This is a genomic window from Curtobacterium sp. PhB191 (genome assembly GCF_004346515.1).
Taxonomy (GTDB): domain Bacteria; phylum Actinomycetota; class Actinomycetes; order Actinomycetales; family Microbacteriaceae; genus Curtobacterium.
In genome coordinates this window covers 228657-251539 of the sequence record NZ_SMBV01000006.1, presented here as the reverse complement: position 1 = coordinate 251539, position 22883 = coordinate 228657, and the positions used below count along the sequence as shown (strand labels likewise).

Here is a 22883-nt window from a genome sequence, read left to right as displayed (position 1 = left end):
GCCTCCCGGCCCCCACACTTTCCGCGGCCCGTCCGCGACACGACAGAAAACCGAAGGAACCCACGCAATGTCCACTCTGGAAATCCGCGACCTCCAGGTCTCGATCGACACCGATCAGGGCACCAAGGAGATCCTCAAGGGTGTCGACCTCACGATCAACGAGGGCGAGATCCACGCGATCATGGGGCCGAACGGCTCCGGCAAGTCCACGCTGGCGTACACGATCGCCGGTCACCCCCGGTACAACGTCGTCGGTGGCTCGATCACCCTCGACGGCGAGGACGTCCTCGCGATGAGCGTCGACGAGCGCGCCCGTGCCGGCATGTTCCTGGCGATGCAGTACCCGGTCGAGATCCCCGGCGTGACGGTGTCGAACTTCCTCCGCACCGCCAAGACGGCGATCGACGGCGAGGCCCCGGCCCTGCGCGGCTGGATCAAGGAACTCCGCCAGTCGATGGCCGACCTCAAGATGGACTCGTCGTTCGCCGAGCGCAACGTCAACGAGGGCTTCTCCGGTGGCGAGAAGAAGCGCCACGAGATCATGCAGCTCGAGCTCCTCAAGCCCCGCTTCGCCGTGCTCGACGAGACCGACTCCGGCCTCGACGTCGACGCGCTGAAGATCGTGTCCGAGGGCGTGAACCGCGCCAAGGCCGCGACCGGCCTGGGCGTGCTGCTCATCACGCACTACACGCGCATCCTCCGCTACATCAAGCCGGACTTCGTGCACGTGTTCGTCGCGGGCAAGGTCGCCGAGCAGGGTGGCCCCGAGCTCGCCGACCGCCTGGAGAACGAGGGCTACGACCGCTACGTGCAGGCCGCGGCGGCGTCCGCCGCAGAGGCGCAGGCCTGATGATCGCGGCACTCGCCCCGGAGAAGTTCGACGAGGTCGTCGAGGGCCTGAAGGAGGTCCAGGACCCGGAGCTCGGCGTCAACATCGTCGACCTCGGCCTGATCTACGACCTGGCCTGGGACGACGAGGCCTCGGCGCTCGTGATCAGCATGACGCTGACGAGTGCCGGCTGCCCGCTGACAGACGTCATCGAGGGCGACACCGCGAACGCCCTCGACGGCATCGTGGACGCCTTCCGCATCAACTGGGTCTGGATGCCGCCGTGGGGTCCGGAACGGATCACCGACGACGGGCGCGAGATGATGCGCGCGCTCGGGTTCGCGATCTAGTCGCGACCACACCGCAGACGGGAGGCCCGGCGCCAGCTGGCACCGGGCCTCCCGTCTGTCCGTGGTCGCGCCACGCGCGGGGCGCGCCGCCGAGTGGTCGCAACCGCCCGCTCGCGTTCGCCGAGTGGTCACGTTCTGTCGGCCGACCGCGCTCCGGGCGACGGAAGGTGACCACTCGGCGTCCGGCTGGCGGGGAGTCGTGACCGACCCACGGCCCGCCGCCCCGCACGCAGCGGACGCAGAACGGCCCCGCACCGATCGGTGCGGGGCCGTTGTCGTGCGCAGCGTCAGCGGCGGCCGAGCGCCTTCCACGCGAGCGGCACGATGCCCGCGGCGATGAGCGCCTTCGCGATCCCACCGACGATGAACGGGTACAGGCCGGCGGCGAGCACCGACTGCAGGTCGTTCGGTGCGCCGAGCTGCCCGAGCACGACCGCCAGGTACGGCAGGCCGGTCACGAACGGGATGGCACTCGCGAGCAGCATCGCGACGGCTGCGCGCCCGAAGTGTCGGTCCCAGTTGCGGCGGGCCAGCCAACCGACGACGCCCGCGGCGGGGATGAACCCGATGACGTAGCCGAAGCTCGGCACGGCCAGGGCCTGCAGGCCGCCGGTCATGTCGGCGAAGAACGGTGCGCCCGCGAGGCCGGCGACGGCGTAGACGAGCAGCGAGAGCATGCCGCGTCGGGCACCCAGGGTCGCGCCGACGAGCACGACGGCGAGCGTCTGCCCGGTGATCGGGACCGGCCACATCGGGACCTCGAGCTGTGCCATCGCAGCGGTGAACAGGGCTCCGCCGGCGACGAGGGCGGCGTTCGTGGCCAGCCCGTGCGTCCGCAGACGGTCGGCGAGGACTGCGCGGGGAGCGAACCCGGTGGCGTTCGTCATGGATTCTCCTAGAATGGACTGCTGGTCCCGTTCGGAACCATCGGTCCCGTCAGCGTAGCGGTGCACCTCACGCACACGTCGTTGTGCAAACCCACCAACTGATTGGACGTCCACTGTGCTTGCCGTGCACGAACTCGAGATCCGCGTCGGAGCTCGTCTCCTCATGGAAGACGTGTCCTTCCGTGTCGAGAAGGGCGAGAAGATCGGACTCGTCGGCCGCAACGGCGCGGGGAAGACGACGATGACCAAGGCCCTCGCGGGCGAGACGCAGCCGAACGGCGGCACGATCGACCGCGGTGGTGAGATCGGCTACCTGCCGCAGGACCCCCGCTCCGGCGACCCGGAGGAGACCGCGCGGAAGCGCATCCTCGACGCCCGCGGGCTCGGTGAGCTCGTGGAGGGCATCCGCCTCGCCACGCTCGACATGGCGAGCGAGGACACCGCCGTCGCCGAGAAGGCGATGCGCCGGTACAGCCGGCTCGACGACCAGTTCAACGCGCTCGGCGGCTACGCGGCCGAGGCCGAGGCGGCGTCGATCGCGTCGAACCTCAAGCTGCCGGACCGCATCCTCGACCAGCAGCTCAAGACGCTGTCCGGTGGTCAGCGTCGTCGCATCGAGCTCGCGCGGATCCTGTTCTCGGATGCCGAGACGATGATCCTCGACGAGCCCACGAACCACCTCGACGCCGACTCGGTCGTGTGGCTGCGCGAGCACCTGAAGACCTACCCCGGCGGCGTCATCATCATCTCCCACGACGTCGAGCTCGTGGAAGAGGTCGTCAACCGCGTGTTCTACCTCGACGCCAACCGTCAGACCATCGACATCTACAACATGGGCTGGAAGCTCTACCAGCGGCAGCGCGTCGCCGACGAGGAGCGTCGTCGCAAGGAGCGCGCCGGCGCCGAGAAGAAGGCCGCGACCTTGAAGGACCAGGCCGCTCGGTTCGGTGCGAAGGCCTCGAAGGCCGCCGCGGCGCACCAGATGGTCGCGCGTGCCGACAAGCTGCTCGCGGGCCTGGAGGACGAGCGCGTCGCCGACCGGGTCGCCAAGATCCGCTTCCCCACGCCGGCCCCGTGCGGCCGCACGCCGCTCATGGCCGAGGGGCTGTCGAAGTCCTACGGGTCGCTCGAGATCTTCGCGGGCGTCGACCTGGCGATCGACCGCGGTTCGCGCGTCGTCATCCTCGGGTTCAACGGTGCCGGCAAGACGACGCTGCTCCGGATCCTCGCGGGTGCTGACCTGCCCGACACAGGTGAGATCCAGCCCGGCCACGGTCTGCGCATCGGGTACTACGCGCAGGAGCACGAGAACATCGACATCAACCGCACCGTGATCGAGAACATGGTGTCGGCGTCGACTGACCTCAACGAGACCGAGGCCCGTCGCGTGCTCGGTTCGTTCCTGTTCACCGGGGACGACGGCTACAAGAAGGCCGGGGTCCTGTCCGGCGGTGAGAAGACGCGTCTGTCGCTCGCGATGATCGTCGTCTCGGGCGCGAACGTGCTGCTGCTCGACGAACCGACGAACAACCTGGACCCGGCGTCGCGCGAGGAGATCCTCAACGCCCTCGCTGGGTTCGAGGGCGCCGTCGTCCTGGTGTCGCACGACGCCGGTGCCGTCGAGGCGCTCAACCCCGAGCGCGTGCTGCTCCTGCCGGACGGCACCGAGGACCACTGGAACAAGGACTACGCGGAGCTCATCGAGCTCGCCTAGCGGGCGGTCACGACACCCCGCTCAGGTTCGCCGAGTGGTCACCATGTGTCGTCGCCGTCGCCGGCGAGCGACGGTTCGTGACCGCTCCGCGGCACGCGTGCGAGCGCGTCGTGACCAGCGGCCGGGCGGCGTGCGGTGGTCGACGTGACCGTAGGACGGACGGGAGGCCCGTGGCGACGCCGCCACGGGCCTCCCGTCCGCTGTCCCGTCGGTCAAGGCAACCCGCTCACGTCCGCCGAGTGGTCACCACGTGGCGTCACCGGCGTCGACGGGCGACGGTTCGTGACCGCTCGGCGGCGCGCCCGCGGCGAGCGGCCCGGCGCAGCGCGTCAGCGGCGGGACGCGATCAGGTCGTCCTCGATCTCGGCGTCGGTCTTCGGCTTGGCGTCCTTGCGGCGCTGCCGCTCCTGGGCGCGCTCGCGTTCCTCTGGGTCGTCCTGGTTGAGGTTCCGGTACTCCTGCACCATCACGTACGCCAGGAACCCGAAGCCGCCGGCCGCGAACAGGAACCACTGGATGAAGTAGCTCAGGTGCAGGCCGGTGTCGGCGGTGGGACGCTCCCAGCCGAGCGGGCGCGCCTCGGTCGGGGCGGGGGACTCGGAGGCGAGCTCGCCGTACGCACCGGTCCAGATGGGGGTGTCGACCTTCTTCGCGACGTCGGCCAGGGTCACCGACTGCACCTGGTCCGTGTGCGCGGGGTCGGTGCGGCCGGGGATCCGGGGCTCGCTCTGCTGCAGGCGGACGATCGCCGTGACCTCGCCCGACGGGGGAGCGGGCACGTGGTCGGGGGCGTCCTGCGCGTTGCCGGTCGGGACCCAGCCGCGGTCGACGATGAACGCCCGGCCGTCGTCGGTGACCAGGGGGGTCAGGACCTCGAAGCCGGGCTGGCCGTTGTGCACGCGGTTGCGGACGAGCAGCTGTGCGTCGATGTCGTAGCGGCCGGTCACGGAGACGCGGAGCCACTCCTGCTCGTCCTGCCAGCTCGACGCCGTCGGCAGCGCCTGGTCGAGGGGGACCGGGGTGTGGTCGTAGTTCTGGGCGACCTGCTCGTTCTGACGCACGGCCTCGTTGCGGCGGTCCCACTGCCACATGCCGAACAGGGCGCAGACGATCGCGAAGGCCACGGCGATCGCGAAGTACCCGAGCCAGCGGCGACTGCGGACGAAGTGCCAGCCGACGAAGGGCTCGTCCGGGTCCTGGGTGGGGCGTTCGTCGTCCGGCACGGAGCGACGGGCGTGGTCGGCGGCGCGTTGCAGCTTGGCAGCGTGCTTCCGGCCGTACCGGGAGTGCGGGTCGAAGTCGTCGGTCATCGACCGGTGCCGGTGGAGCGCACCCCGACGTCGTTCTTCGGCGACGAGGCGGGGTCGCGTTCGTCGTCGAGCCGGTCGACGTCCTCGTGCATGCCGGTGACGCGCACCGGGAAGGTGCGGGACCGCAGGTAGTCGGCGAGGAAGTCGCGGTGCTCCTCGCACGCGGCCCAGATCTTCACGCGGTCGGCGGAGTGGATCCGGGGGTTGCGCCAGTTCACCCGCCACGCTGCCGTGTTGGAGCAGCCGGCTCGGGAGCAGACCGGGGTCGAGCCCGGTTCGGTGTGCAGGTCGAAGGTCGCGCCCATCAGCGGGGTCCCCACATCTTCGAGCGGTCGCCGTTGCGCTGCCACTCGTCCTGCGCGTGCTGAGCCTGCTGCCGGAGGCGGTCCTGCTCGTCGCGGTAGGCCTGGGCCCGGTCCTCTTCCTGCTGCTCGCGGAGGCCGGGGTCGACGGCGTCGTAGAGCTGCATCGCACCGGCGGGCGAGATCATGTCGCTCTCGGTCCGGCTGCCGGCGTTCGCGACGATCACGGCGACCCAGGGGATCACGGCGGCGAGGACGATCGGCACGACGGCGATCCAGGAGTGCCAGATGGAGTAGACGAGCACGGCCACGACGAAGAGGACGACGCGGATGGCCATCTGCCACACGTAGCGGGACAGGCGGTGCGCCCGGTCCAGCTCCGGCGAATCCGGGAGCGTGGTGATGCTCGTGTGCGTGCTCTTCATACAGATGGTCTCCGTCTACCCGTGGTCCAGCCTAAGCCTCCGGGGCCGATCGTGGGTGCGCCGCGCGCGAACGGGCTGCGGTGCTGGCTCCGCTACGCTCGTCCGGGCGTGTCCGCCGACCCGTCGGCACGACACGACCGCACACCACCACCGAACGGAGCGACCATGAGCACCCCCCGTACCGTCCTGATCACCGGCGGAAACCGCGGCATCGGCCACGCCCTCGCCGAGCGTTTCGTCGCCGCCGGGCACCGCGTCGCGGTCACGTCGCGCAGCGGACAGGGCGGACCCGAAGGGGCCCTCACCGTGCAGGCCGACATCACCGACACGGCCTCGGTGGACGCCGCCTTCACGCAGGTCGAGGCCGAGCTCGGACCGATCGAGGTGCTCGTGGCCAACGCCGGTATCACGAACGACCAGCTGCTGCTCCGCATGTCCGAGGACGACTTCACGAGCGTCGTCGACACCAACCTGACCGGCACGTTCCGGGTCGTGAAGCGCGCCACCAAGGGCATGATGAAGGCCAAGTTCGGCCGCATCGTGCTCATGTCGAGCGTCGTCGGCGCCTACGGCCAGATCGGCCAGGTCAACTACGCGTCGTCGAAGGCCGCCCTGGTCGGCATGGCCCGGTCGATCACCCGTGAGCTCGGCTCGCGCGGAATCACCGCCAACGTCGTCGCGCCCGGGTTCATCCAGACCGACATGACGGCCGCGCTGTCCGACGAGCTGCAGACCGAGTTCAAGAAGGCGATCCCGGCGGCCCGGTACGGCACGGTCGACGACGTCGCCGACGCCACGCTGTTCCTGGCGAGCGACGGGGCCGGCTACGTCTCCGGCGCGATCATCCCGGTCGACGGCGGCCTCGGCATGGGCCACTAGCCAGCGCCTGCGCGTCGTTTCGTGCTCAGCGACAGTTCACGGGTGCTCGCGCGCGTGACGTGTCGCTGAGCGCGAAGAACCGGACGGTCCGCTCAGCCGCGCAGGCCGAGCGTCGCGAGCACAGCGGACAGGTCGCGGTCCACGACGGCGACGTCCGCCTGCTCCCGCACGCGCGGCTTCGCGTCGAACGCCACCGACAGGGCGGCGACGCGCATCATCTCGAGGTCGTTCGCCCCGTCGCCGATCGCGACGGTGCGGACCGCGTCCACGCCGTCGGCCTCGGCCCACTCGCGCAGGGCGACGGCCTTGGCGTGCGCGTCCACGACGTCGCCGAGCACACGTCCCGTCAGCACGCCGTCAGCGACCTCGAGCCGGTTCGCGCGGCAGTGGTCGAGACCGAGTCGCTCGGCGAACGGGTCGAGGACCTCGTGGAACCCGCCGGACACGACACCGACGGTCCCACCGGCGGCGTGCACGCCGCGGACGAGTTGGTCGGCACCCCGCGTCACGCGGACCGCCTGCTGTGCGCGTCGGAAGACGTCGACCGGGAGGCCCGCAAGGGTCGCGACTCGCTCCCGGAGGCTCTCGGCGAAGTCGATCTCCCCGCGCATGGCGCGCTCCGTGATCGCCGCGACCTGTGGCCGGGTCCCGGCGGTGTCGGCGAGGAGTTCGATCACCTCGTCCTCGAGGAGGGTGGAATCGGCATCGAGGACGACGAGGAAGCGGGGCACGGACCAACGGTACCGACGGTCAGGAGGCACGGCCCGCGTCCGAGACGCGAGCCGTGCCTCCTGACCGTCCGTTCGTCGGTGTCGACGTAACCGGCCGACGCTACGCGTCGACGCGGACGCCCTTGCCGACCACGGTGATGCCGGACTCGGTCACGGTGAAGCCGCGGGCCTCGTCGGCCTCACGGTCGATGCCGACCTGCGCACCCGGCGCGATGACGACGTCCTTGTCCAGGATCGCCCGGTTCACGACCGAACCGGCGCCGATCGTCGCCCGCTCGAACACGATCGAGTCGAGGACCTTCGCGCCGGAGTCGATCCCGCACCACGGGCCGATCATGCTGCGTTCGACCTGTGCGCCCGACACCAGGCATCCGAGCGACACGAGCGAGTCGACCGTCGAGCCGGTGTTGCCGTTGGCGTCCCGCACGAACTTCGCCGGCGGCAGGTTCGTCTGCTGGTTGAAGATCGGCCAGTCCTGGTTGTACAGGTTGAACACCGGCACCGGGGCGATGAGGTCCATGTGGGCGTCGAAGAACGAGTCGATCGTCCCCACGTCGCGCCAGTAGTACTTGTCACGGTCGGTGGACCCGGGGACCTCGTTGCGCTGCAGGTCGTAGACCCCGGCGTCGCCGCGGTCCACGAAGTCGGGGACGATGTCGCCGCCCATGTCGTGCGCGGACGACTCGACCTGGCCGTCGCGGAGCACCGCGTCGACGAGGGCGTCCGCGTTGAACACGTAGTTGCCCATCGAGGCGAGGACCTCGCCAGGGGAGTCAGCGAGCCCGACCGGGTTCTTCGGCTTCTCGAGGAAGGCGTCGATCTTCGTCGGGTCGTCGGCGTCCACCTGGATGACGCCGAACTGGTCGGCGAGCTCGATGGGCTGACGGATCGCCGCGACGGTGGCGCTGCGACCCGAGGCGATGTGCGCCTCGACCATCTGGTGGAAGTCCATCCGGTACACGTGGTCGGCGCCGACCACGACGACGATGTCGGGACGCTCGTCGCGGAGCAGGTTGAGCGACTGCAGGATCGCGTCGGCCGAGCCGGCGAACCAGCGCTTGCCGAGTCGCTGCTGCGCGGGGACCGACGCCACGTAGGACCCGAGCAGGCCCTCCATGCGCCAGGTCTCGGCGACGTGCCGGTCGAGACTGTGCGACTTGTACTGGGTGAGGACGACGATCTTCTGCAGACCGGAGTTCACCAGGTTCGACAGCGCGAAGTCGATGAGACGGAAGTTCCCGCCGAACGGGACTGCGGGCTTCGCCCGGTCGGCCGTGAGCGGCATGAGCCGTTTCCCCTCGCCGCCAGCGAGCACGATGCCGAAGACCTTCTTTGGTGCCATGCCGCTCACAGTAGGCGTCAGCACTGGGAACCGGTTACCTTGAACCCGTGCGAGTCGATCTACTGACCAGGGAGTATCCGCCGGAGGTCTACGGCGGAGCGGGTGTCCACGTGGCCGAACTGACTGCTGCGTTGCGGTCGGGGACCGACACCGACGTCCGGGTCCGGGCCTTCGGGGCCTTCCGCGACGAAGCCGACGTCTGGGGGTACCGCACGCCGGCCGGCCTCGAACAGGCGAACGGTGCACTGCAGGCGCTCGGCACCGACGTGGCCATCGCCGCCGACGTCGAGGGCGCCGATCTCGTGCACTCGCACACCTGGTACGCGAACTCGGCGGGCCGGATCGCGCAGTTGACCTACGGGATCCCCCACGTCGTCACGGCGCACAGCCTCGAGCCGCTCCGCCCGTGGAAGGCCGAGCAGCTCGGCGGCGGCTACCGCCTGTCGAGCTGGATGGAACGCGAGGCGTTCGAGAACGCCGACGGTGTCATCGCGGTGTCGAAGGCCATGCGCGCCGACATCCTGCGCTCGTACCCGTCGATCGACCCGTCGAAGGTGCACGTCGTCTACAACGGCATCGACATCGACGCCTGGAAGCCGCAGGTCGACGAGGACGCCGTCCGCGCCCTCGGCATCGACCCGTCGCGCCCCAGCGTCGTCTTCGTCGGTCGCATCACCCGGCAGAAGGGACTGCCCTACCTGCTCCGCGCCGTGGCGTCGCTCCCCGAGGACGTCCAGATCGTGCTGTGCGCCGGTGCCCCGGACACCCCGGAGATCCTCGCCGAGGTCACCGGGCTGGTCGAGGGCCTGCGTGAGCAGCGCGAGGGCGTCGTCTGGATCGACCGGATGCTCGCGCACGAGGAGATCGTGAACGTGCTGTCCTCGGGCACGGTGTTCGTGTGCCCGTCGATCTACGAACCGCTCGGCATCGTGAACCTCGAGGCCATGGCGTGCGGCATCCCCGTCGTCGGCACCGGCACCGGGGGCATCCCCGAGGTCGTCGCGGACGGCTTCACCGGTCGCATCGTGCCGATCGACCAGGCGCAGGACGGCACGGGCACCCCGACCGACCCCGACAAGTACGTGGCGGACCTGGCCGCGACCCTCAACGAGGTGCTCGCCGACGAGGGGCTCGCGAAGCTCATGGGCCGCGCCGGACGCCTGCGCGTCGAGTCCGAGTTCACCTGGGACGCGATCGCCACGAGGACACGGCAGGTCTACGACGAGGTGCTCGGCCGGACCCCGTAGGCTGGTCGCATGCCCTCGGTCGTGCGCTTGTCAGACGTCTCCGTGGTCCGCAACGGGGCCACCATCCTCGACTCGATCTCGTGGGGGGTGCAGGACGACGAACGCTGGGTCGTGCTCGGCGCGAACGGCGCCGGCAAGACCACGCTGCTGCAGGTCGCCGGTGCCCAGACGTTCCCGACCTCGGGTGACGTCGAGGTGCTCGGCACCGAGCTGGGCGGCGCCGACCTGTTCGAGCTCCGCCCGCGCATCGGCTTCGCGTCGACCGCCCTGGCCCGTCGCATCCCGGTGACCGAGAAGGTCATCGACGTCGTGCTGACGGCCGCGTACTCGGTCACGGGTCGCTGGAACGAGGAGTACGAGGAGCTCGACGTCCGCCGTGCCCAGCGCGTGCTCGAGGAGTGGGGCCTGGGGTCGTTCACCGACCGCACCTTCGGCGAGCTGAGCGACGGCGAGCAGAAGCGCGTCCAGATCGCCCGCGCCGTGATGACCGACCCGGAGATCCTGTTCCTGGACGAACCGGCCGCCTCGCTCGACCTCGGCGCCCGTGAGAGCCTCGTCCGCACCCTCGGCGGCTACGCCCAGAGCGCCGACTCGCCAGCCATCGTGATCGTGACCCACCACGTCGAGGAGATCCCCGCCGGGTTCACCCACGCGCTGGTGCTCGCCGACGGCCACGTCCAGGCCGCCGGGCCCATCGACGAGGTCCTGACCGACCAGACCCTGACCGAGGCGTTCGGCATCGCGCTGTCCGTCACGAAGGACGCCGGTCGGTACACGGCGCGCGCGTCCTAGCGCTGCGATCGCGCCGTCCGTCTGGTAACGTTGACGGCTGGCGCAAGCCGATGACTTCCCGCGCATCTCGCGCAATCCCACCACCGCTACCGCTATCGAGGAAACTCCATGAAGACCGACACCCACCCCGAGTACCGCGCCATCGTCTTCCGTGACCTGGCCTCCGGTGAGACCTTCCTGACGCGTTCGACCGCGAACAGCGACAAGACGATCGAGCTCGACGGTGCCACCTACCCGGTGATCGACGTCGAGATCTCGTCCGCCTCGCACCCGTTCTACACGGGCAAGCAGCGCATCCTCGACTCGGCCGGTCGCGTCGAGAAGTTCAACCAGCGCTTCAAGGGCTTCTCCAAGTAAGCAGCCCCACAGCACGTCGGAACGGGCGGTCCTCCTTCGGGAGGACCGCCCGTTCTGCGTCGTGCGGCCGGTGCGCGGGTCAGGCGCCGTTGCGGTGCGGCCAGCGACCGTCGGCGGTGAAGGACGGGTCGCGCTTCTTGCGCATGTACTCCTGGAACGAGGTCGCCTGCTCGGCGCACCACCCGACCTGCTTGCGGTGGAGCTCTTCCGCCGAGATGCCGAGCTCGTCCTGGTACTTGCCGGCGATGGCCTGGGCGACGCGACCGGCCGCGATGGCGTCGGCACCGGCGTCGTGCGCGTCGTCGAGGGTGACGCCGTACAGCTCGGACGCCGCCTCGAGCGTGCGCTTGCCCTTGCGGAAGGTGTCGAGTGCCTTGTCGATCACGAGCGGGTCGACGACGTTGCCGATGACGGGGGAGGCGAACCCGTGCCGCTTTGCCTCGCGGTCGAGGACCGTCAGGTCGTACGGGGCGTTGTAGATCACCAGCGGGATGCCGCGGGCGAACACCGCCTCGATCGCGGCGATGATCTCGGCGACGACCTCGGCCGCGGGACGCCCCTCGGCCTGGGCGCGCTCGGTGGTGTAGCCGTGCACGGCCGCGGCGCCCTCGGGGATCGCGATGCCCGGGTCGGCGATCCACGCGCCCTCGGCGATGGAGGCACCCGTCATGTCGATGAGGCCGACGTGCGCCGTGACGATCCGCGCCGTCTCGACGTCGACACCGGTGGTCTCGAGGTCGAAGACGCCGAGGGCGTGCCACCAGGGGCGTCCGGAGAGGTCCTGCGCCGGGACGGGCGTGTCGAGCTGTGCTGTCGGATCCAGCTGTGCTGTGGGGAACGTCACGCGGTCAGGCTAACGGGACGCACCGACACGACCGGTGCTACCCGACCGGCGCGCCGACGTGCAGCCAGTAGAACGACTGCGTCCCGAGGGTCAGCGTGACGGTGCCGTCCTCGTCGAACGCGGGGAACGAACCGCCGCCGAACAGGTCGTAGAGCGGCCGACCGGCGAACTCGGGAGCCGAGACCGTGACCGACGTCGGGTTCGTGGCGAACGAGAACACGCACAGCACGTCCTCCGCCGACGGCCCGAACTGCTGGCCGGAGCCCTCCCACGAGCGCACGAACGCGAGCACCGACTCGTTCGAGGTCTCCTGCACGTGCAGGGTCCCGAGCCCGAAGACCGGGTGGGCCTTCCGCACGTGGATGACGTTGCGCACCCAGTGCAGCAGGGAGCGGGACTGGGCGAGCTGCGCCTCGACGTTGACCTGCGCGTAGTTGTACACGAGCGACTGCACCACGGGCAGGTAGAGCTTGCCCGGGTCTGCCGTGGAGAACCCGGCGTTTCGGTCGGGGGTCCACTGCATCGGCGTGCGGGACGAGTCGCGGTCGGGCAGCCAGATGTTGTCGCCCATCCCGATCTCGTCGCCGTAGTACAGGAACGGCGAGCCCGGCAGCGAGAACAGCAGCGCGTGGATGAGTTCGAGTTCGGCTCGCGAGTTGTCGAGCAGGGGAGCGAGCCGGCGCCGGATGCCGATGTTCGAGCGCATCCGGGGGTCGTAGCCGTACCAGCCGTACATGGCCTGCCGGTACTCCTCGCTGACCATCTCGAGCGTGAGCTCGTCGTGGTTGCGGAGGAACACGCCCCAGGCTGCCGCGGACGGTACGTCGAGCGTCTCGGACAGGATCGCCGACAGCTCCTTGGCGTGCTGGGCACGGAGCGAGTAGAAGATACGGGGCATCACCGGGAAGTCGAACGCCATGTGGCACTCGGGCTCCTCGTCGGTGCCGAAGAAGGCGGCGGTCTCGCGCGGCCACTGGTTCGCCTCGGCGAGCAGGACACGGCCGGGGTACTCGTCGTCCACCATCGCGCGCATCTTCTTGATGAACTCGTGGGTCTCCGGTTCGCCCTCGCCGTTGCCCTCTTCCGACTCGAACAGGTACGGGATCGCGTCGAGCCGCAGACCGTCGACACCGAGGTCGAGCCAGTGCCGCACGACGTCGTACACGGCCTCGACCACCGCGGGGTTCTCGAAGTTCAGGTCGGGCTGGTGCGAGAAGAACCGGTGGAAGAAGAACTGCCGGCGGACCGGGTCGAACGTCCAGTTCGACTCCTCGGTGTCGACGAAGATGACCCGGATGTTCGGGTACTCCTCGTCGGTGTCCCGCCAGACGTAGAAGTCACCGAAGGGGCCGTCGGGGTCCTCGCGCGACTGCTGGAACCACTCGTGCTGGTCGCTGGTGTGGTTGATCACCATGTCGATGACGATGCGCATGTTGCGCTCGTGCGACTTCGTGACGAGCTCGCGGAAGTCGTCGAGCGTGCCGAACTCCGGCAGGATCGCCTTGTAGTCGGCGATGTCGTACCCGCCGTCGCGCATCGGCGACTGGAAGAACGGCGGCAGCCACAGGGCGTCGACGCCGAGCCACTGCAGGTAGTCGAGCTTGCCGATCACGCCCTGCAGGTCACCGATCCCGTCGCCGTTCGAATCGACGAACGAGCGGATCATGCACTCGTAGAAGACCGAGCGCTTGTACCACTGCGGGTCGAGCGTCAGGCCGGGCAGCTGGATCGGGGCTGTGAAGGTCACCGTGCTCCTCGTCGTCATCGACGGGCCGGTCGACGGCCCGCCCCGGACACGATAGGCGCGCGATGCTGCGGGTGTCCGGGGTTTCGTGCGGTTGTCTTCGTAGACTGGCGCCGATGCAACCGCCCGTGCTCTCCCCGTACCAGTCGCTCATGGCCGCCACACCGGTGGTCCACCGGTCCGTGCAGGTCGACGGCCGCACCACGCACTACTGGGAGTACGGGCCGTCCGACTCGACGCAGACCGTCCTGGCGGTGCACGGGTTCCGCGGCGACCACCACGGCCTCGAGACGATCGCCGCGCACCTGCAGGACGTCCGCGTGATCGTCCCCGACCTGCCCGGCTTCGGCGTGTCCGACCCGCTGCCGGTGTCCGACATCGAGTCGTACGTCGGCTGGCTGCGCGCGTTCCACGAGGCGCTCGGGCTCGGCCGCGACGCCGTCGTCCTCGGCCACTCGTTCGGGTCGATCGTGGTGTCCGCCACCGTGGCCGCCGGGCTCGACACCCGGCTGCTCGTCCTCGTGAACCCGATCGCCGCGCCGGCGCTGCAGGGGCCCCGCGCGGTGGGCACCGGGATCGCGATCGGCTACTACAGGGCCGGCGCGGTGCTGCCGAAGCCGATCGGGCTCGGGATCCTGCGGAACGCCGCCATCGTCCGCGTGATGAGCATCGCGATGCTCAAGTCGCACGACCGCGGGATGCGCCGCTGGGTGCACGACCAGCACGACCGGTACTTCTCGGCCTTCGCGAACCGCACGAGCGTGCTCGAGGCGTTCCGCACCTCGGTCACCCACGACGTGTCCGAGTACGCGGACCGCATCGACGTGCCGGTGCTGATGATCGCCGCGGAGCACGACGACATCACGGCCGTCCCCCAGCAACGCGCCCTGGCCGCCCGCCTGCGCGATGCCGAAGTCGTGGTCATCCCCGGGGTCGGGCACCTGGTGCACTACGAGACACCGGCGCCGGCCGCTGCGGCGGTGCTGCGCCGGATGGCGGACACGGCCGCGCGCCCTGGACGGGGCCGCGGCACCAAGGCGGGCCGATCGTCGGGCGCGGGACGGGCCTCCCGGACGACCGCGACGAAGACGACGACGAGCGACGCGAAGGAGACCGACGCGTGACGCGCCTGCGGATCGGCCTCGATTGCCGCTACGTCCGGATCGGCCGCCACGACGGCATCAGCCGGTTCACCGCCGGGGTCGCCTGGAACCTGCCCGACCGGCACGACGTCGTGCTGCTCGTCCACGACGAGCGCCAGCTCGAGTCCCTGCCGCGCGACCTGCCGTGGGAGCTGCTGCCGGCGCCCACCGACGCGGGGGAGCCGCTCGTCGCACGACGGGTGAACCGGCTCGGCCTCGACGCGGTGTTCTCGCCGATGCAGACGATGGGCTCGCGGGGGCGCGACTACGCGCTCGTGCTCACACTGCACGACCTGATCTACTACCGGAACCGGACGCCTCCGCGCGAGTTCTCGTGGCCGCTCCGGCTCGGGTGGCGCGCGTTCCACCTGTCGTGGGTGCCGCAGCGCGTCCTGCTGAACGGCGCCGACGGGGTGGTCACGGTGTCCGAGACCACCGCGGGGCTCATCGCCGAGCACCGGCTGACGAAGCGTCCCGTGACGGTGGCGTACAACGCTGCCGACCCGGCGGCTCCGCGTGCGGCGGGTGCGCCGCGGGAGCGCTCGCTCGTCTACATGGGGTCGTTCATGCCGTACAAGAACGTCGAGACGCTGGCGGCCGCGCTGCCGCTGCTCGGAGCGGACTGGACCCTGCACTGCATGTCGCGGGTGTCCGACGCCGACCGCGCACGGATCGAGGGGCTCGCGCCGACCGGCTCGATCGTGTTCCACGACGGTGCGACCGACGAGGAGTACCTGTCGGTGCTCCGATCCGCCACGGCCCTGGCGACGGCGTCGTACGACGAGGGCTTCGGCATCCCGCTGGTCGAGGCGATGGGCGTCGGGACCCCGGTCGTCGTGAGCGACATCCCGATCTTCCGCGAGATCGGGGGCGATGCGGCCGAGTACTTCGACCCGGCGTCGCCGTCGGCGGTGGCGGCTGCGGTGCGGCGGGTCGAGGAGCGGTGGGACGAGGCGTCGGCGCAGTCGGTCGAGCGGGCCGCGCGGTTCCGGTGGCAGGACTCGGCGGAGCAGGTCGTGCGGGCGGTCGAGCGGGCCGTGGCCGACCGGCGCGCGCGGTAGCGGGGCGCGGGGGCGGGGGGCGCGTCGGTCGATGCGATACGACATGGTCGACGTCGTACGACATCGGATTCGTCGTTCCGCGTCGGCCACACGACCGGCGACCGCTACTTCGCCGCGACCACCTCGACGCTCGCCCCGGGGAACACCTTGTGCGTCTCCTCGGTCACCCGCGCCACGATCGGCGGGACGGCGGCCCCTCGCCCCGGGGTCTCGACGACGATCGACTGGTCGGCGGCGCGGTCCGACGGCGTGCCACCGCGTTCCCACGAGCAGCGGACGGCCGTGACCCCGCCGATGTGGTCGAGCGTGTCCGCCAGCACCAGGCGCTTCGCGGTCACCGTGCGCGAGTCGGAGACACCCACCTCGAGGGTGCCGAGGTCGGCGATCGCGACGACCCGGACGCCGTTGCCACCGGCCGAGTCGGTCGCGCGGCTCAGCGTCTCGACCAGGTCGGTGCGCGCGGCAGGGTCGAGCGACGGGTCGGCCGTGATCGTCGCGGTGGCGTCGTAGCTCGCGAAGCCGGTCTTCTCGGCCGGGTGGTGGCGGACCTCGGTGACGCCCGGCACGTCGGCGAGCCGGTCGTCGAGGCGGTCGAGTGCCAGGTCCGGCCGGGGGAACACGCCGCCGATGCCGGTCTGCACGCTGCCGATGATGGTACCGAGCACGAGGGCGATCACCCCGGCGACGACGACGGTGCTGCCGCCGATGACGAGCCAGGTGCGTGCCCGTTGCCCGATCGTGCGGGTCTGCACGCTGGCGGTCTCGGGGCCGAAGGCACGGTCGAGGTCGTCGTCCTGCTGGTCAGTGGCTTGCCAGCCACCCGGGTCGGTTCCGTCGGTCACCATGTCGCCCCCTGGTTCGGGTGCGTCGGAGCCTAGTCGCAGGACGGCCGCCCCGTCCGCGCAGGGCGCTCGTCAGCGCCGGCGTTCCAGCGGGTTCTGGTAGTCGAACGCGTACCGCCCGGGCCCGTCCGAGACGTCGTCGATCGGGTCGTCGAACCGGACGAGCTCCGCGTGGAAGCGTTCGGGGTCCCAGCGGAACGAGTGGATCGAGCCGTTGCGGATCGGAGTGGCGTGCCGGTCGGCGGTACCGGGCGCCGCCTCGTTGACCACGCTCCGGATCACCGCGCCGTGGGTGGCGACGACCACGACCCCGCCGTCGAAGCGCACCGCGATCTCACCGAGCGTCTCCGTGATGCGGGCGAGCAGCGCGGACCGGGACTCGCGGCCCGGGATGTCGTCGTGCGGGTACTCCGCCGTGACCTCGGTGTCGGTGAGCCCCTCGGCTTCGCCGTAGGACCGTTCGGCCAGCCCGGCGTACGTCACGGGTGCCGCGAGCCCGAGCCGGTCGGCGATGATCGCCCCGGTCTCGGCGGCACGGGACAGCGGCGAGGCGACGACGGCGTCGAACTGCCGGCGGGTGAGCAGTTCGGCGGCCTCGGCGGCCTGTCGCCGTCCGGTGTCGTTGAGCGGGATGTCGGTGGAACCCTGGATGCGGCGCTGCGCGTTCCAGTCGGTCTCACCGTGCCGGACCAGGTACAGGAGCGTCGTCACCCGTCGATCATCCCAGACGCCGCGGGACCGGCTGCCGCGGGACCGGCTGCCGGGCGACCCGACCCCAGCCGCTCGGCCAGGTGCACCAGCGTCTCGGTCGTCCCGCCGTCGAGCTTCACGGCGGCACGGCGGTCGCTGCGGGTCGCACCGCGGTTCACGATGGCCACCGGGTTCTTGCGGCGGGCAGCGTGGTCGACGAGCCGCACGCCGGAGTTCACCGTCAGCGACGACCCCACCACGAGCAGCGCCTCGGCGTCGGCGACGATCGACACCGCCTCGTGGAACTTCTCGGTGGGCACGAACTCGCCGAAGAAGACGACGTCGGGCTTGAGCATCCCGCCGCACACCGAGCAGTCCGGCACCACGAAGCGCTCGACGTCGGTGATCTCGACGTCGCCGTCGGGCTGCAGCTGCACCGAGCCGGGCTCGTCGATCCACGGGTTGGCGCGGTCGATGGTCGTGGCGAGGTCGGCGCGCGAGAACACCTGCCCGCACGTCAGGCAGAGGGCGCGGTCCATCGACCCGTGGATCTCGACCACGCGCCGGGATCCGGCGCGCAGGTGCAGGCCGTCGACGTTCTGCGTGATGACGCCCGTGACGACACCGGCGTCCTCGAGGGCGGCGAGCGCCCGGTGCCCCTCGTTCGGTCGGGCGGCGGCGAAGCTCCGCCAGCCGAGGTGCGAGCCGGCCCAGTACCGCTGCCGTTTGGCGGCGTCGGCGCGGAACTCCTGGAAGGTCATCGGCTTGCGCACGACCCGCCCGGCGCCGCGGTAGTCGGGAATGCCGGAGTCGGTGCTCAGGCCGGCTCCGGAGAGCACGGCGACGCGCTTGCCGGCGAGCACCTCGAGCACGCGGTCGAGGTCCGCCGCGGTCGGCAGACCGGTCGGCTGACCGGTCGTCGCCCCGGTGGGCGGTCCGGTCGTCGACGCAGCATCATCCAGCACCCTGTTCACGGTACCCTCAACAGCCGACCGTCCCGGTCGCTTCCCCTTCGGCGAGACGCGGCGAGACACCGGCTGGCCCACCACCTGCACCACACCGAAACGAGCCCCGTGCACCCCGTCCGCATCGACTCCCTCGACGACCCCCGCCTCGACGACTTCGCCCGTCTGACCGACGTGGCGCTCCGCCGGGTGAGCGAACCGGAGGGCGGCCTGTACATCGCCGAGTCGAACACGGTCATCGAGCGCGCGGTCCGTGCCGGGCACACCCCGCGGAGCATCCTGGTGCAGGAGAAGTGGCTCGACAGCGTGCTGCCCCTGGTCGCCGACCACGACGGTCCGGTCTTCGTGGGCCCGGACGCCCTGCTGGAGGAGCTCACCGGTTTCCGCATGCACCGTGGCGCGATCGCCGCCGTGCAGCGCCCCGAGCTGCCGACGGTCGCCGACGTGGTGCGGGACGCGAAGCTCGTCGTCGTGCTCGAGGACATCGTCGACCACACGAACGTCGGTGCCGTCTTCCGCAGCGTCGCCGGCCTGGGCGCGGACGCGGTCCTCGTGAGCCCGCGCTGCGCCGACCCGCTGTACCGCCGGAGCGTTCGGGTGAGCATGGGCACGGTCCTGCAGATCCCGTGGACCCGCATCGGCGAGTGGCCGGCGGCGGGCGAGGAACTGCGCGCGCAGGGCTTCCACCTCGCCGCGATGGCGCTCACCGACGAGTCGGTCGACCTCGCTGAGTTCACCCGGGACGTCCCCGGCAAGGTCGCGCTCGTAATGGGTACCGAGGGGCAGGGGCTGACGCCCGCCGCGATCGCGTCGGCGGACACCACGGTGCGGATCCCGATGGCGCACGGTGTCGACTCGCTCAACATCGCCGCGGCGAGCGCCGTCGGACTGTGGGCGGTCACCCAGGCCCAGCGGCTCGCTTCCTAGCCACGCCACGGGCGGACCGGGAGGCCCGACTCGCCTCAGTGCTGCAGCATCCGTCCGGCGCGGATCACCAGGGCACGGTCGGTGCCCGGTTCCCCGACCAGGCACACGCCGACGGGGGCTCCGTCGACGGTGAGCGCCGGTGCGCTGACCGCCGGTGTGCCGCCGACGCTCGCGAGGCTCGTCATCGCCGTCGTCGCGGTCCGGGTGCGTTCGAGTGCCGCCGTGTCGGCGGCGATGAGCGGTGCCGGCCCGGGGACCGTCGGGAACAGCAGGGTCCGGCCGGCGAGGGCCGTGCGGATCGTCGCCCGGACGCCGTCGAGTCGCGCGACGGCGTCGGCGGTGGCTGCGGGGTCGTTCGCCCGGGCTGCGGCGAACCGGTCGCCGACGACGGCGCTCAGGCCGCCGGGGTGGGCGTCGATCCAGGCACCGTGGGCGGCGACGGCCTCGGCGGCCTGCACGAGGCGCAGCAGTTCACGCAGGTCGTCGAGGGGCGGGATCCCGAGGTCGGCGAGCCGCACGGTGCCGATCGGGTGGCCGTGCCCTGCGACGAACGCGGTGAAGGCCTCGGCGACGGCCGGCTCGACGAGGTCCAGGAGCTCGGCGGGGACGAAGAGCTCCGGCTCCGCAGGAGCGACCGGATCCGACGGCACCGTGGCGTCGAGCGCCGCGAGCAGGACGTCGGCGCTCCGGGTGAGCCACCCCACCGTGTCGAACGACGGCGCGAGGGGGAGCAGTCCCTGCCGGGAGACCGCGCCGTGGGTCGTCCGGAGGCCCCAGAGTCCCTGGTACGAGGCGGGGACCCGCACCGATCCCGCGGTGTCCGTGCCGATCCCGATCTCGGCCGTGCCGAGACGGACGGCCGATGCGGATCCGCTGGACGAGCCTCCTGGCAGTCGGGTCGGGACCGCCCCGTTGGGCGGGGTGCCGTGGTGTTCGTTGCGTCCGGTCAGGTTGTAGGCGAACTCGTCGGTGCGCGCGATGCCGCGGATCGCGGCGCCGGCGTCGAGGAGCGCCGCGACGGCCGCTGCCGGCGTCGCCTGGACGGGGGACTCGCGCAGGTAGGTCGGGTTGCCGGCGCCGACGGGCTGGCCGGGGACGGCGTAGAGGTCCTTCACCGCGACGGTGAGCCCGTCGAGCGGTCCGGACGCGGTGGGGGCGACGAGCGGGTCGCCGACGGCGCGCCAGACGGTGGTGTCGAAGGCCTTCGGGCGGCCGGTGACGTGGGCTGCCTCGATGCGCCAGCGCGGACCGGCGTCGCCGTGGTCGCTGTTGCTGTTGCTGTTGCTGTTGCTGTTGCTGTTGCTGTTGGTGTCGCTGTCGCGTCGCCACAGCTGCGTCTGGAGGCCCTGCCCGCCCGCCGCGAACTCGGACACCGACACGACGAGGGCGAGTCCCTCGGCCAGGGGGCGGACCTCGACGCGCGTCAGCGACCGGGTCTGGACCCCACCCCGTGCCCCGCGGAACGCGCTGATCGCGTCGTGCCCGACGAGCAGGCCGCGGTCGTCACCGCGCATCGTGCCGGGGGCGTCGACGAATGCGGCGTCGAGCGCGTCGAGGTCGTTCGCGGCGAGGGCGGCCTCGTACGCGTCGAGCGCGTCGAGCAAGCCCTCCGGTGCCGCGGTGCTGGTCTCGTGCGTGCTCGTCTCGTGCGGGCTCATCGTGCGGGCTCCTCGAAGTCGGCCTTGCGGATGCGGGCGTGCGCGCCGGTGACCAGGTCGACCACCTGCGAGATGTTGAAGTCCGTCGCCGCCGACAGGTAGGCGTACGCCAGGTGCGGCTCCATGCCCCAGCGGGCGCCGAGGATCGCGACCGCGTGCCGGACACAGGCGCGGACGGCCTCGTCGAGGTCCGGGTCCATGCCCGTCGGCACGAGGAACTCGTGGGTCTCGACGAGCGGCCAGACCAGGTCGCCGAACTGCTGCGCTGCCTCGGCGGCGGGTGTCACGTCGAACCGGACGGTCGCGCGGAGCGACGCCTCCATCGCGGTGAGCGCGACCTCGCCGTCCCCCTGCGCGAAGTGCGGGTCACCGACGTACGCGAGCACCCCGGGGACCAGGACCGGCAGGTGCAGCTGCGCGCCGACCTGCAGCAGGTTCACGTCGACGTTGCCGCCGTGCCGGCCCGGCGGCACCGAGTGCAGCCGCTCGCCGGGGGTGGCGACGCCCATGATCCCGAGGAAGGGGGCGAGCGGGAAGTGCGCGAAGCGGTCGCGGGCGCCGGTCAGGGGGATGCGGCCCCGCTGACCCGCGGCCGTCTCGACCAGGTCGGCGAAGACGCTGACCGTGGTGCCGTCGACCGGGTACTCGCCGTGCAGGGCGCCGCGGCCGTGCCGGTTCGACACGACGCCGTAGTGCACCCGTGGCAGTGTCTCGAGCACCGTCATGGTCAGGACGTCGCCCGGCTCGGCGCCCGCGATGGCGATCGGACCGGAGACCACGTGCGGGCCGTCGGTGGCAGGGTCCCGGTGGCCGCTCCTGGCGATCGCGACGGCGTCGTCGAGGACGTGCTCCGCGGCGACGCCGTGCGACGCGAAGTACGCGCGGGGGTCACTGCCCTGGTCGGGCAGGATCCCCTCGTGGCTGACGGTGTCGATCGTGACGTCCTCACCGGACGCGATCGTGATGACCGGGCGGTCGTCGGCGTTCGGCAGCCGACCCCACAGGACCGTGTCCGGGTCGACGGGCAGGTACCGGGCCGACCGGATCGGGCCGGCGCCGGGCTGCAGGGTCGGGATCGCGGGGGTGTGTGTGGTCATCATCGGTCGGCCTTCCGTTCGACGAGGTGGGCGACGTCGGCGAGGTGGGCGGTCATCGCGTCACGGGCGCCGTCCTCGTCGTGCCGTCGGATGCAGTCGAGGATCCGTTCGTGCCAGACGAACGACGAGCGGCGACCTTCGCTGGTGCTGTGCGACCGGGCACGGACGTCCTGCACCCACCCGCTGCTGAGCTCGCACAGGGACACCAGCAACGGGTTGCCGGAGGTGCGCGCGACCTGCACGTGGAAGGCGACGTCCTGTGCCAGCGACTCCTCGGGACTGAGTCCCGCGTGCGTGGCGGCGAGGATGCGTTCGAGGGCGAGCAGGTCCGCTTCGCCGGCACGGACGGCGGCGAGACCGGCGACCCGGGGCTCGACCACCGTGCGGAACTCGGCGACGTGCTCGGCCCGCCGCGCCAGGTCGTCGCCGTGCGCTGCGCCCGTCTGCTGTTCGAGCAGGGCGGTCGCCTCCTCGGAGCGCGGCAGCACGACGGTGCCACGGCCGGGTGTCCGGGAGACGAGCCTGCGGCGCTCGAGCTCCTGCATGGCCTCACGCACCGTGGTGCGGGACACGGCGAGGTCCTCGGCCAGGGTCCGTTCCGGCGGGAGCTTGTCGCCGGGTGCGAGGTCCTCGAGCACCAGGCGGGCCAGGTGCGCGGCGGTCGCGGCGCTCAGGGTGCGGCCTCTCTGCATGGACAGGAGCCTAGGGTCCCTTGGTCCGCTTGGTTCATTGGTACGACCAACTTTTA

23 protein-coding genes and 1 pseudogene are annotated in these 22883 nt (G+C 71.3%); 10 read left to right on the top strand and 14 right to left on the bottom strand.

Translation table 11 applies throughout. The annotated features are described in order from the left end of the window. The first annotated feature begins 67 nt into the window (after nucleotides 1–67). Together sufC and EDF48_RS11980 are read left to right on the top strand one after the other, a co-directional pair. Nucleotides 68–850: a Fe-S cluster assembly ATPase SufC gene (gene sufC / locus EDF48_RS11985; RefSeq protein WP_111083971.1), complete on the top strand. Its 783-nt coding sequence runs from the start codon at nucleotides 68–70 to the stop codon at nucleotides 848–850. Continuing rightward, the gene (locus EDF48_RS11980) at nucleotides 850–1179 is read left to right on the top strand and encodes a metal-sulfur cluster assembly factor (protein WP_111083972.1); all 330 of its coding nucleotides are present in this window, start codon (nucleotides 850–852) and stop codon (nucleotides 1177–1179) included. The genes sufC and EDF48_RS11980 overlap by 1 nt, the downstream gene beginning before the upstream one ends. 287 nt (nucleotides 1180–1466) lie before the next feature. On the opposite strand, the gene EDF48_RS11975 is transcribed toward EDF48_RS11980, so the two are convergent. Further along, nucleotides 1467–2066 carry a biotin transporter BioY gene (locus EDF48_RS11975; protein WP_123294377.1) on the bottom strand — a complete coding sequence of 200 codons (600 nt, stop codon included), beginning with the start codon at nucleotides 2064–2066 and terminating at the stop codon, nucleotides 1467–1469. Between the two features lie 115 nt (nucleotides 2067–2181). Here EDF48_RS11975 and EDF48_RS11970 point away from each other — a divergent pair, with 115 nt between their 5' ends. Next, the gene (locus tag EDF48_RS11970; RefSeq protein ID WP_123294378.1) at nucleotides 2182–3780 is read left to right on the top strand and encodes an ABC-F family ATP-binding cassette domain-containing protein; all 1599 of its coding nucleotides are present in this window, start codon (nucleotides 2182–2184) and stop codon (nucleotides 3778–3780) included. 329 nt (nucleotides 3781–4109) lie between these two features. On the opposite strand, the gene EDF48_RS11965 is transcribed toward EDF48_RS11970, so the two are convergent. The 3 genes and pseudogenes from EDF48_RS11965 to EDF48_RS11955 all read right to left on the bottom strand — a co-directional run bounded on the left by EDF48_RS11965 (nucleotide 4110) and on the right by EDF48_RS11955 (nucleotide 5817). After that, on the bottom strand, nucleotides 4110–5090 hold the full coding sequence (locus EDF48_RS11965; protein WP_131880192.1) for an SURF1 family protein: 981 nt from the start codon (nucleotides 5088–5090) through the stop codon (nucleotides 4110–4112). A 98-nt stretch (nucleotides 5091–5188) separates the two neighbouring features. Beyond that, nucleotides 5189–5395 (bottom strand): annotated as a pseudogene (locus tag EDF48_RS11960) (hypothetical protein); the annotation flags it as partial. Next, on the bottom strand, nucleotides 5395–5817 hold the full coding sequence (locus EDF48_RS11955) for a DUF3099 domain-containing protein (RefSeq protein WP_123294380.1): 423 nt from the start codon (nucleotides 5815–5817) through the stop codon (nucleotides 5395–5397). The gene EDF48_RS11955 and the pseudogene EDF48_RS11960, both read right to left, overlap by 1 nt. A gap of 165 nt (nucleotides 5818–5982) precedes the next feature. On the opposite strand from EDF48_RS11955, the gene fabG reads away from it, so the two are divergent. Next, nucleotides 5983–6696, top strand: a complete 714-nt coding sequence (gene fabG, locus EDF48_RS11950; protein ID WP_131880190.1) for a 3-oxoacyl-ACP reductase FabG — start codon at nucleotides 5983–5985, stop codon at nucleotides 6694–6696. Nucleotides 6697–6788: 92 nt separating this feature from the next. Here fabG and serB read toward each other — a convergent pair whose 3' ends face one another. After that, nucleotides 6789–7427, bottom strand: a complete 639-nt coding sequence (gene serB / locus EDF48_RS11945; protein WP_131880188.1) for a phosphoserine phosphatase SerB — start codon at nucleotides 7425–7427, stop codon at nucleotides 6789–6791. Nucleotides 7428–7527: 100 nt separating this feature from the next. Further along, the gene (gene glgC, locus EDF48_RS11940; RefSeq protein WP_123294454.1) at nucleotides 7528–8769 is read right to left on the bottom strand and encodes a glucose-1-phosphate adenylyltransferase; all 1242 of its coding nucleotides are present in this window, start codon (nucleotides 8767–8769) and stop codon (nucleotides 7528–7530) included. A 47-nt stretch (nucleotides 8770–8816) separates the two neighbouring features. Between glgC and glgA the strand changes: the two genes are divergently transcribed. The 3 genes from glgA to EDF48_RS11925 all read left to right on the top strand — a co-directional run bounded on the left by glgA (nucleotide 8817) and on the right by EDF48_RS11925 (nucleotide 11165). Continuing rightward, nucleotides 8817–10016 (top strand): glycogen synthase, encoded by a 1200-nt coding sequence (gene glgA / locus EDF48_RS11935; protein WP_131880186.1) that lies wholly within the window; start codon nucleotides 8817–8819, stop codon nucleotides 10014–10016. A 9-nt stretch (nucleotides 10017–10025) separates the two neighbouring features. Further along, nucleotides 10026–10808 (top strand): ABC transporter ATP-binding protein, encoded by a 783-nt coding sequence (locus EDF48_RS11930; protein WP_111083979.1) that lies wholly within the window; start codon nucleotides 10026–10028, stop codon nucleotides 10806–10808. A gap of 108 nt (nucleotides 10809–10916) precedes the next feature. Beyond that, nucleotides 10917–11165, top strand: a complete 249-nt coding sequence (locus EDF48_RS11925; protein WP_017887280.1) for a type B 50S ribosomal protein L31 — start codon at nucleotides 10917–10919, stop codon at nucleotides 11163–11165. Between the two features lie 79 nt (nucleotides 11166–11244). On the opposite strand, the gene EDF48_RS11920 is transcribed toward EDF48_RS11925, so the two are convergent. Beyond that, entirely contained in the window at nucleotides 11245–12009 is a 765-nt protein-coding gene (locus tag EDF48_RS11920) for a 3'-5' exonuclease (protein ID WP_243648775.1), read from the bottom strand. A gap of 37 nt (nucleotides 12010–12046) precedes the next feature. Further along, on the bottom strand, nucleotides 12047–13756 hold the full coding sequence (treS, locus tag EDF48_RS11915) for a maltose alpha-D-glucosyltransferase (protein WP_111084171.1): 1710 nt from the start codon (nucleotides 13754–13756) through the stop codon (nucleotides 12047–12049). 113 nt (nucleotides 13757–13869) lie between these two features. On the opposite strand from treS, the gene EDF48_RS11910 reads away from it, so the two are divergent. Both EDF48_RS11910 and EDF48_RS11905 read left to right on the top strand, forming a co-directional pair. Next, a complete protein-coding gene (locus EDF48_RS11910; RefSeq protein ID WP_131880184.1) occupies nucleotides 13870–14877 on the top strand; it encodes an alpha/beta hydrolase in 1008 nt (335 codons plus the stop codon). 5 nt (nucleotides 14878–14882) lie between these two features. Next, on the top strand, nucleotides 14883–15956 hold the full coding sequence (locus EDF48_RS11905; protein ID WP_131880245.1) for a glycosyltransferase: 1074 nt from the start codon (nucleotides 14883–14885) through the stop codon (nucleotides 15954–15956). A 104-nt stretch (nucleotides 15957–16060) separates the two neighbouring features. On the opposite strand, the gene EDF48_RS11900 is transcribed toward EDF48_RS11905, so the two are convergent. From EDF48_RS11900 to EDF48_RS11890, 3 genes are all read right to left on the bottom strand, one after another. After that, the gene (locus EDF48_RS11900) at nucleotides 16061–16801 is read right to left on the bottom strand and encodes a hypothetical protein (protein ID WP_131880182.1); all 741 of its coding nucleotides are present in this window, start codon (nucleotides 16799–16801) and stop codon (nucleotides 16061–16063) included. A 69-nt stretch (nucleotides 16802–16870) separates the two neighbouring features. Continuing rightward, nucleotides 16871–17509: a histidine phosphatase family protein gene (locus EDF48_RS11895; RefSeq protein ID WP_131880180.1), complete on the bottom strand. Its 639-nt coding sequence runs from the start codon at nucleotides 17507–17509 to the stop codon at nucleotides 16871–16873. Beyond that, a complete protein-coding gene (locus EDF48_RS11890; protein WP_165932380.1) occupies nucleotides 17506–18387 on the bottom strand; it encodes a Sir2 family NAD-dependent protein deacetylase in 882 nt (293 codons plus the stop codon). The genes EDF48_RS11895 and EDF48_RS11890 overlap by 4 nt, the downstream gene beginning before the upstream one ends. A 174-nt stretch (nucleotides 18388–18561) precedes the next feature. Between EDF48_RS11890 and EDF48_RS11885 the strand changes: the two genes are divergently transcribed. Next, nucleotides 18562–19380: an RNA methyltransferase gene (locus EDF48_RS11885; protein ID WP_131847417.1), complete on the top strand. Its 819-nt coding sequence runs from the start codon at nucleotides 18562–18564 to the stop codon at nucleotides 19378–19380. A gap of 35 nt (nucleotides 19381–19415) precedes the next feature. Here the strand turns inward: EDF48_RS11885 and EDF48_RS11880 are convergent, their stop codons facing one another. The 3 genes from EDF48_RS11880 to EDF48_RS11870 are packed head-to-tail and all read right to left on the bottom strand — an operon-like array spanning nucleotide 19416 to nucleotide 22827. Beyond that, nucleotides 19416–21038: an AtzH-like domain-containing protein gene (locus EDF48_RS11880; RefSeq protein ID WP_131880176.1), complete on the bottom strand. Its 1623-nt coding sequence runs from the start codon at nucleotides 21036–21038 to the stop codon at nucleotides 19416–19418. Continuing rightward, entirely contained in the window at nucleotides 21035–22135 is a 1101-nt protein-coding gene (locus EDF48_RS11875) for an acetamidase/formamidase family protein (RefSeq protein WP_131880174.1), read from the bottom strand. The genes EDF48_RS11880 and EDF48_RS11875 overlap by 4 nt, the downstream gene beginning before the upstream one ends. Beyond that, entirely contained in the window at nucleotides 22135–22827 is a 693-nt protein-coding gene (locus EDF48_RS11870; protein WP_123294389.1) for a FadR/GntR family transcriptional regulator, read from the bottom strand. The genes EDF48_RS11875 and EDF48_RS11870 overlap by 1 nt, the downstream gene beginning before the upstream one ends. Between the last annotated feature and the right edge of the window lie 56 nt (nucleotides 22828–22883).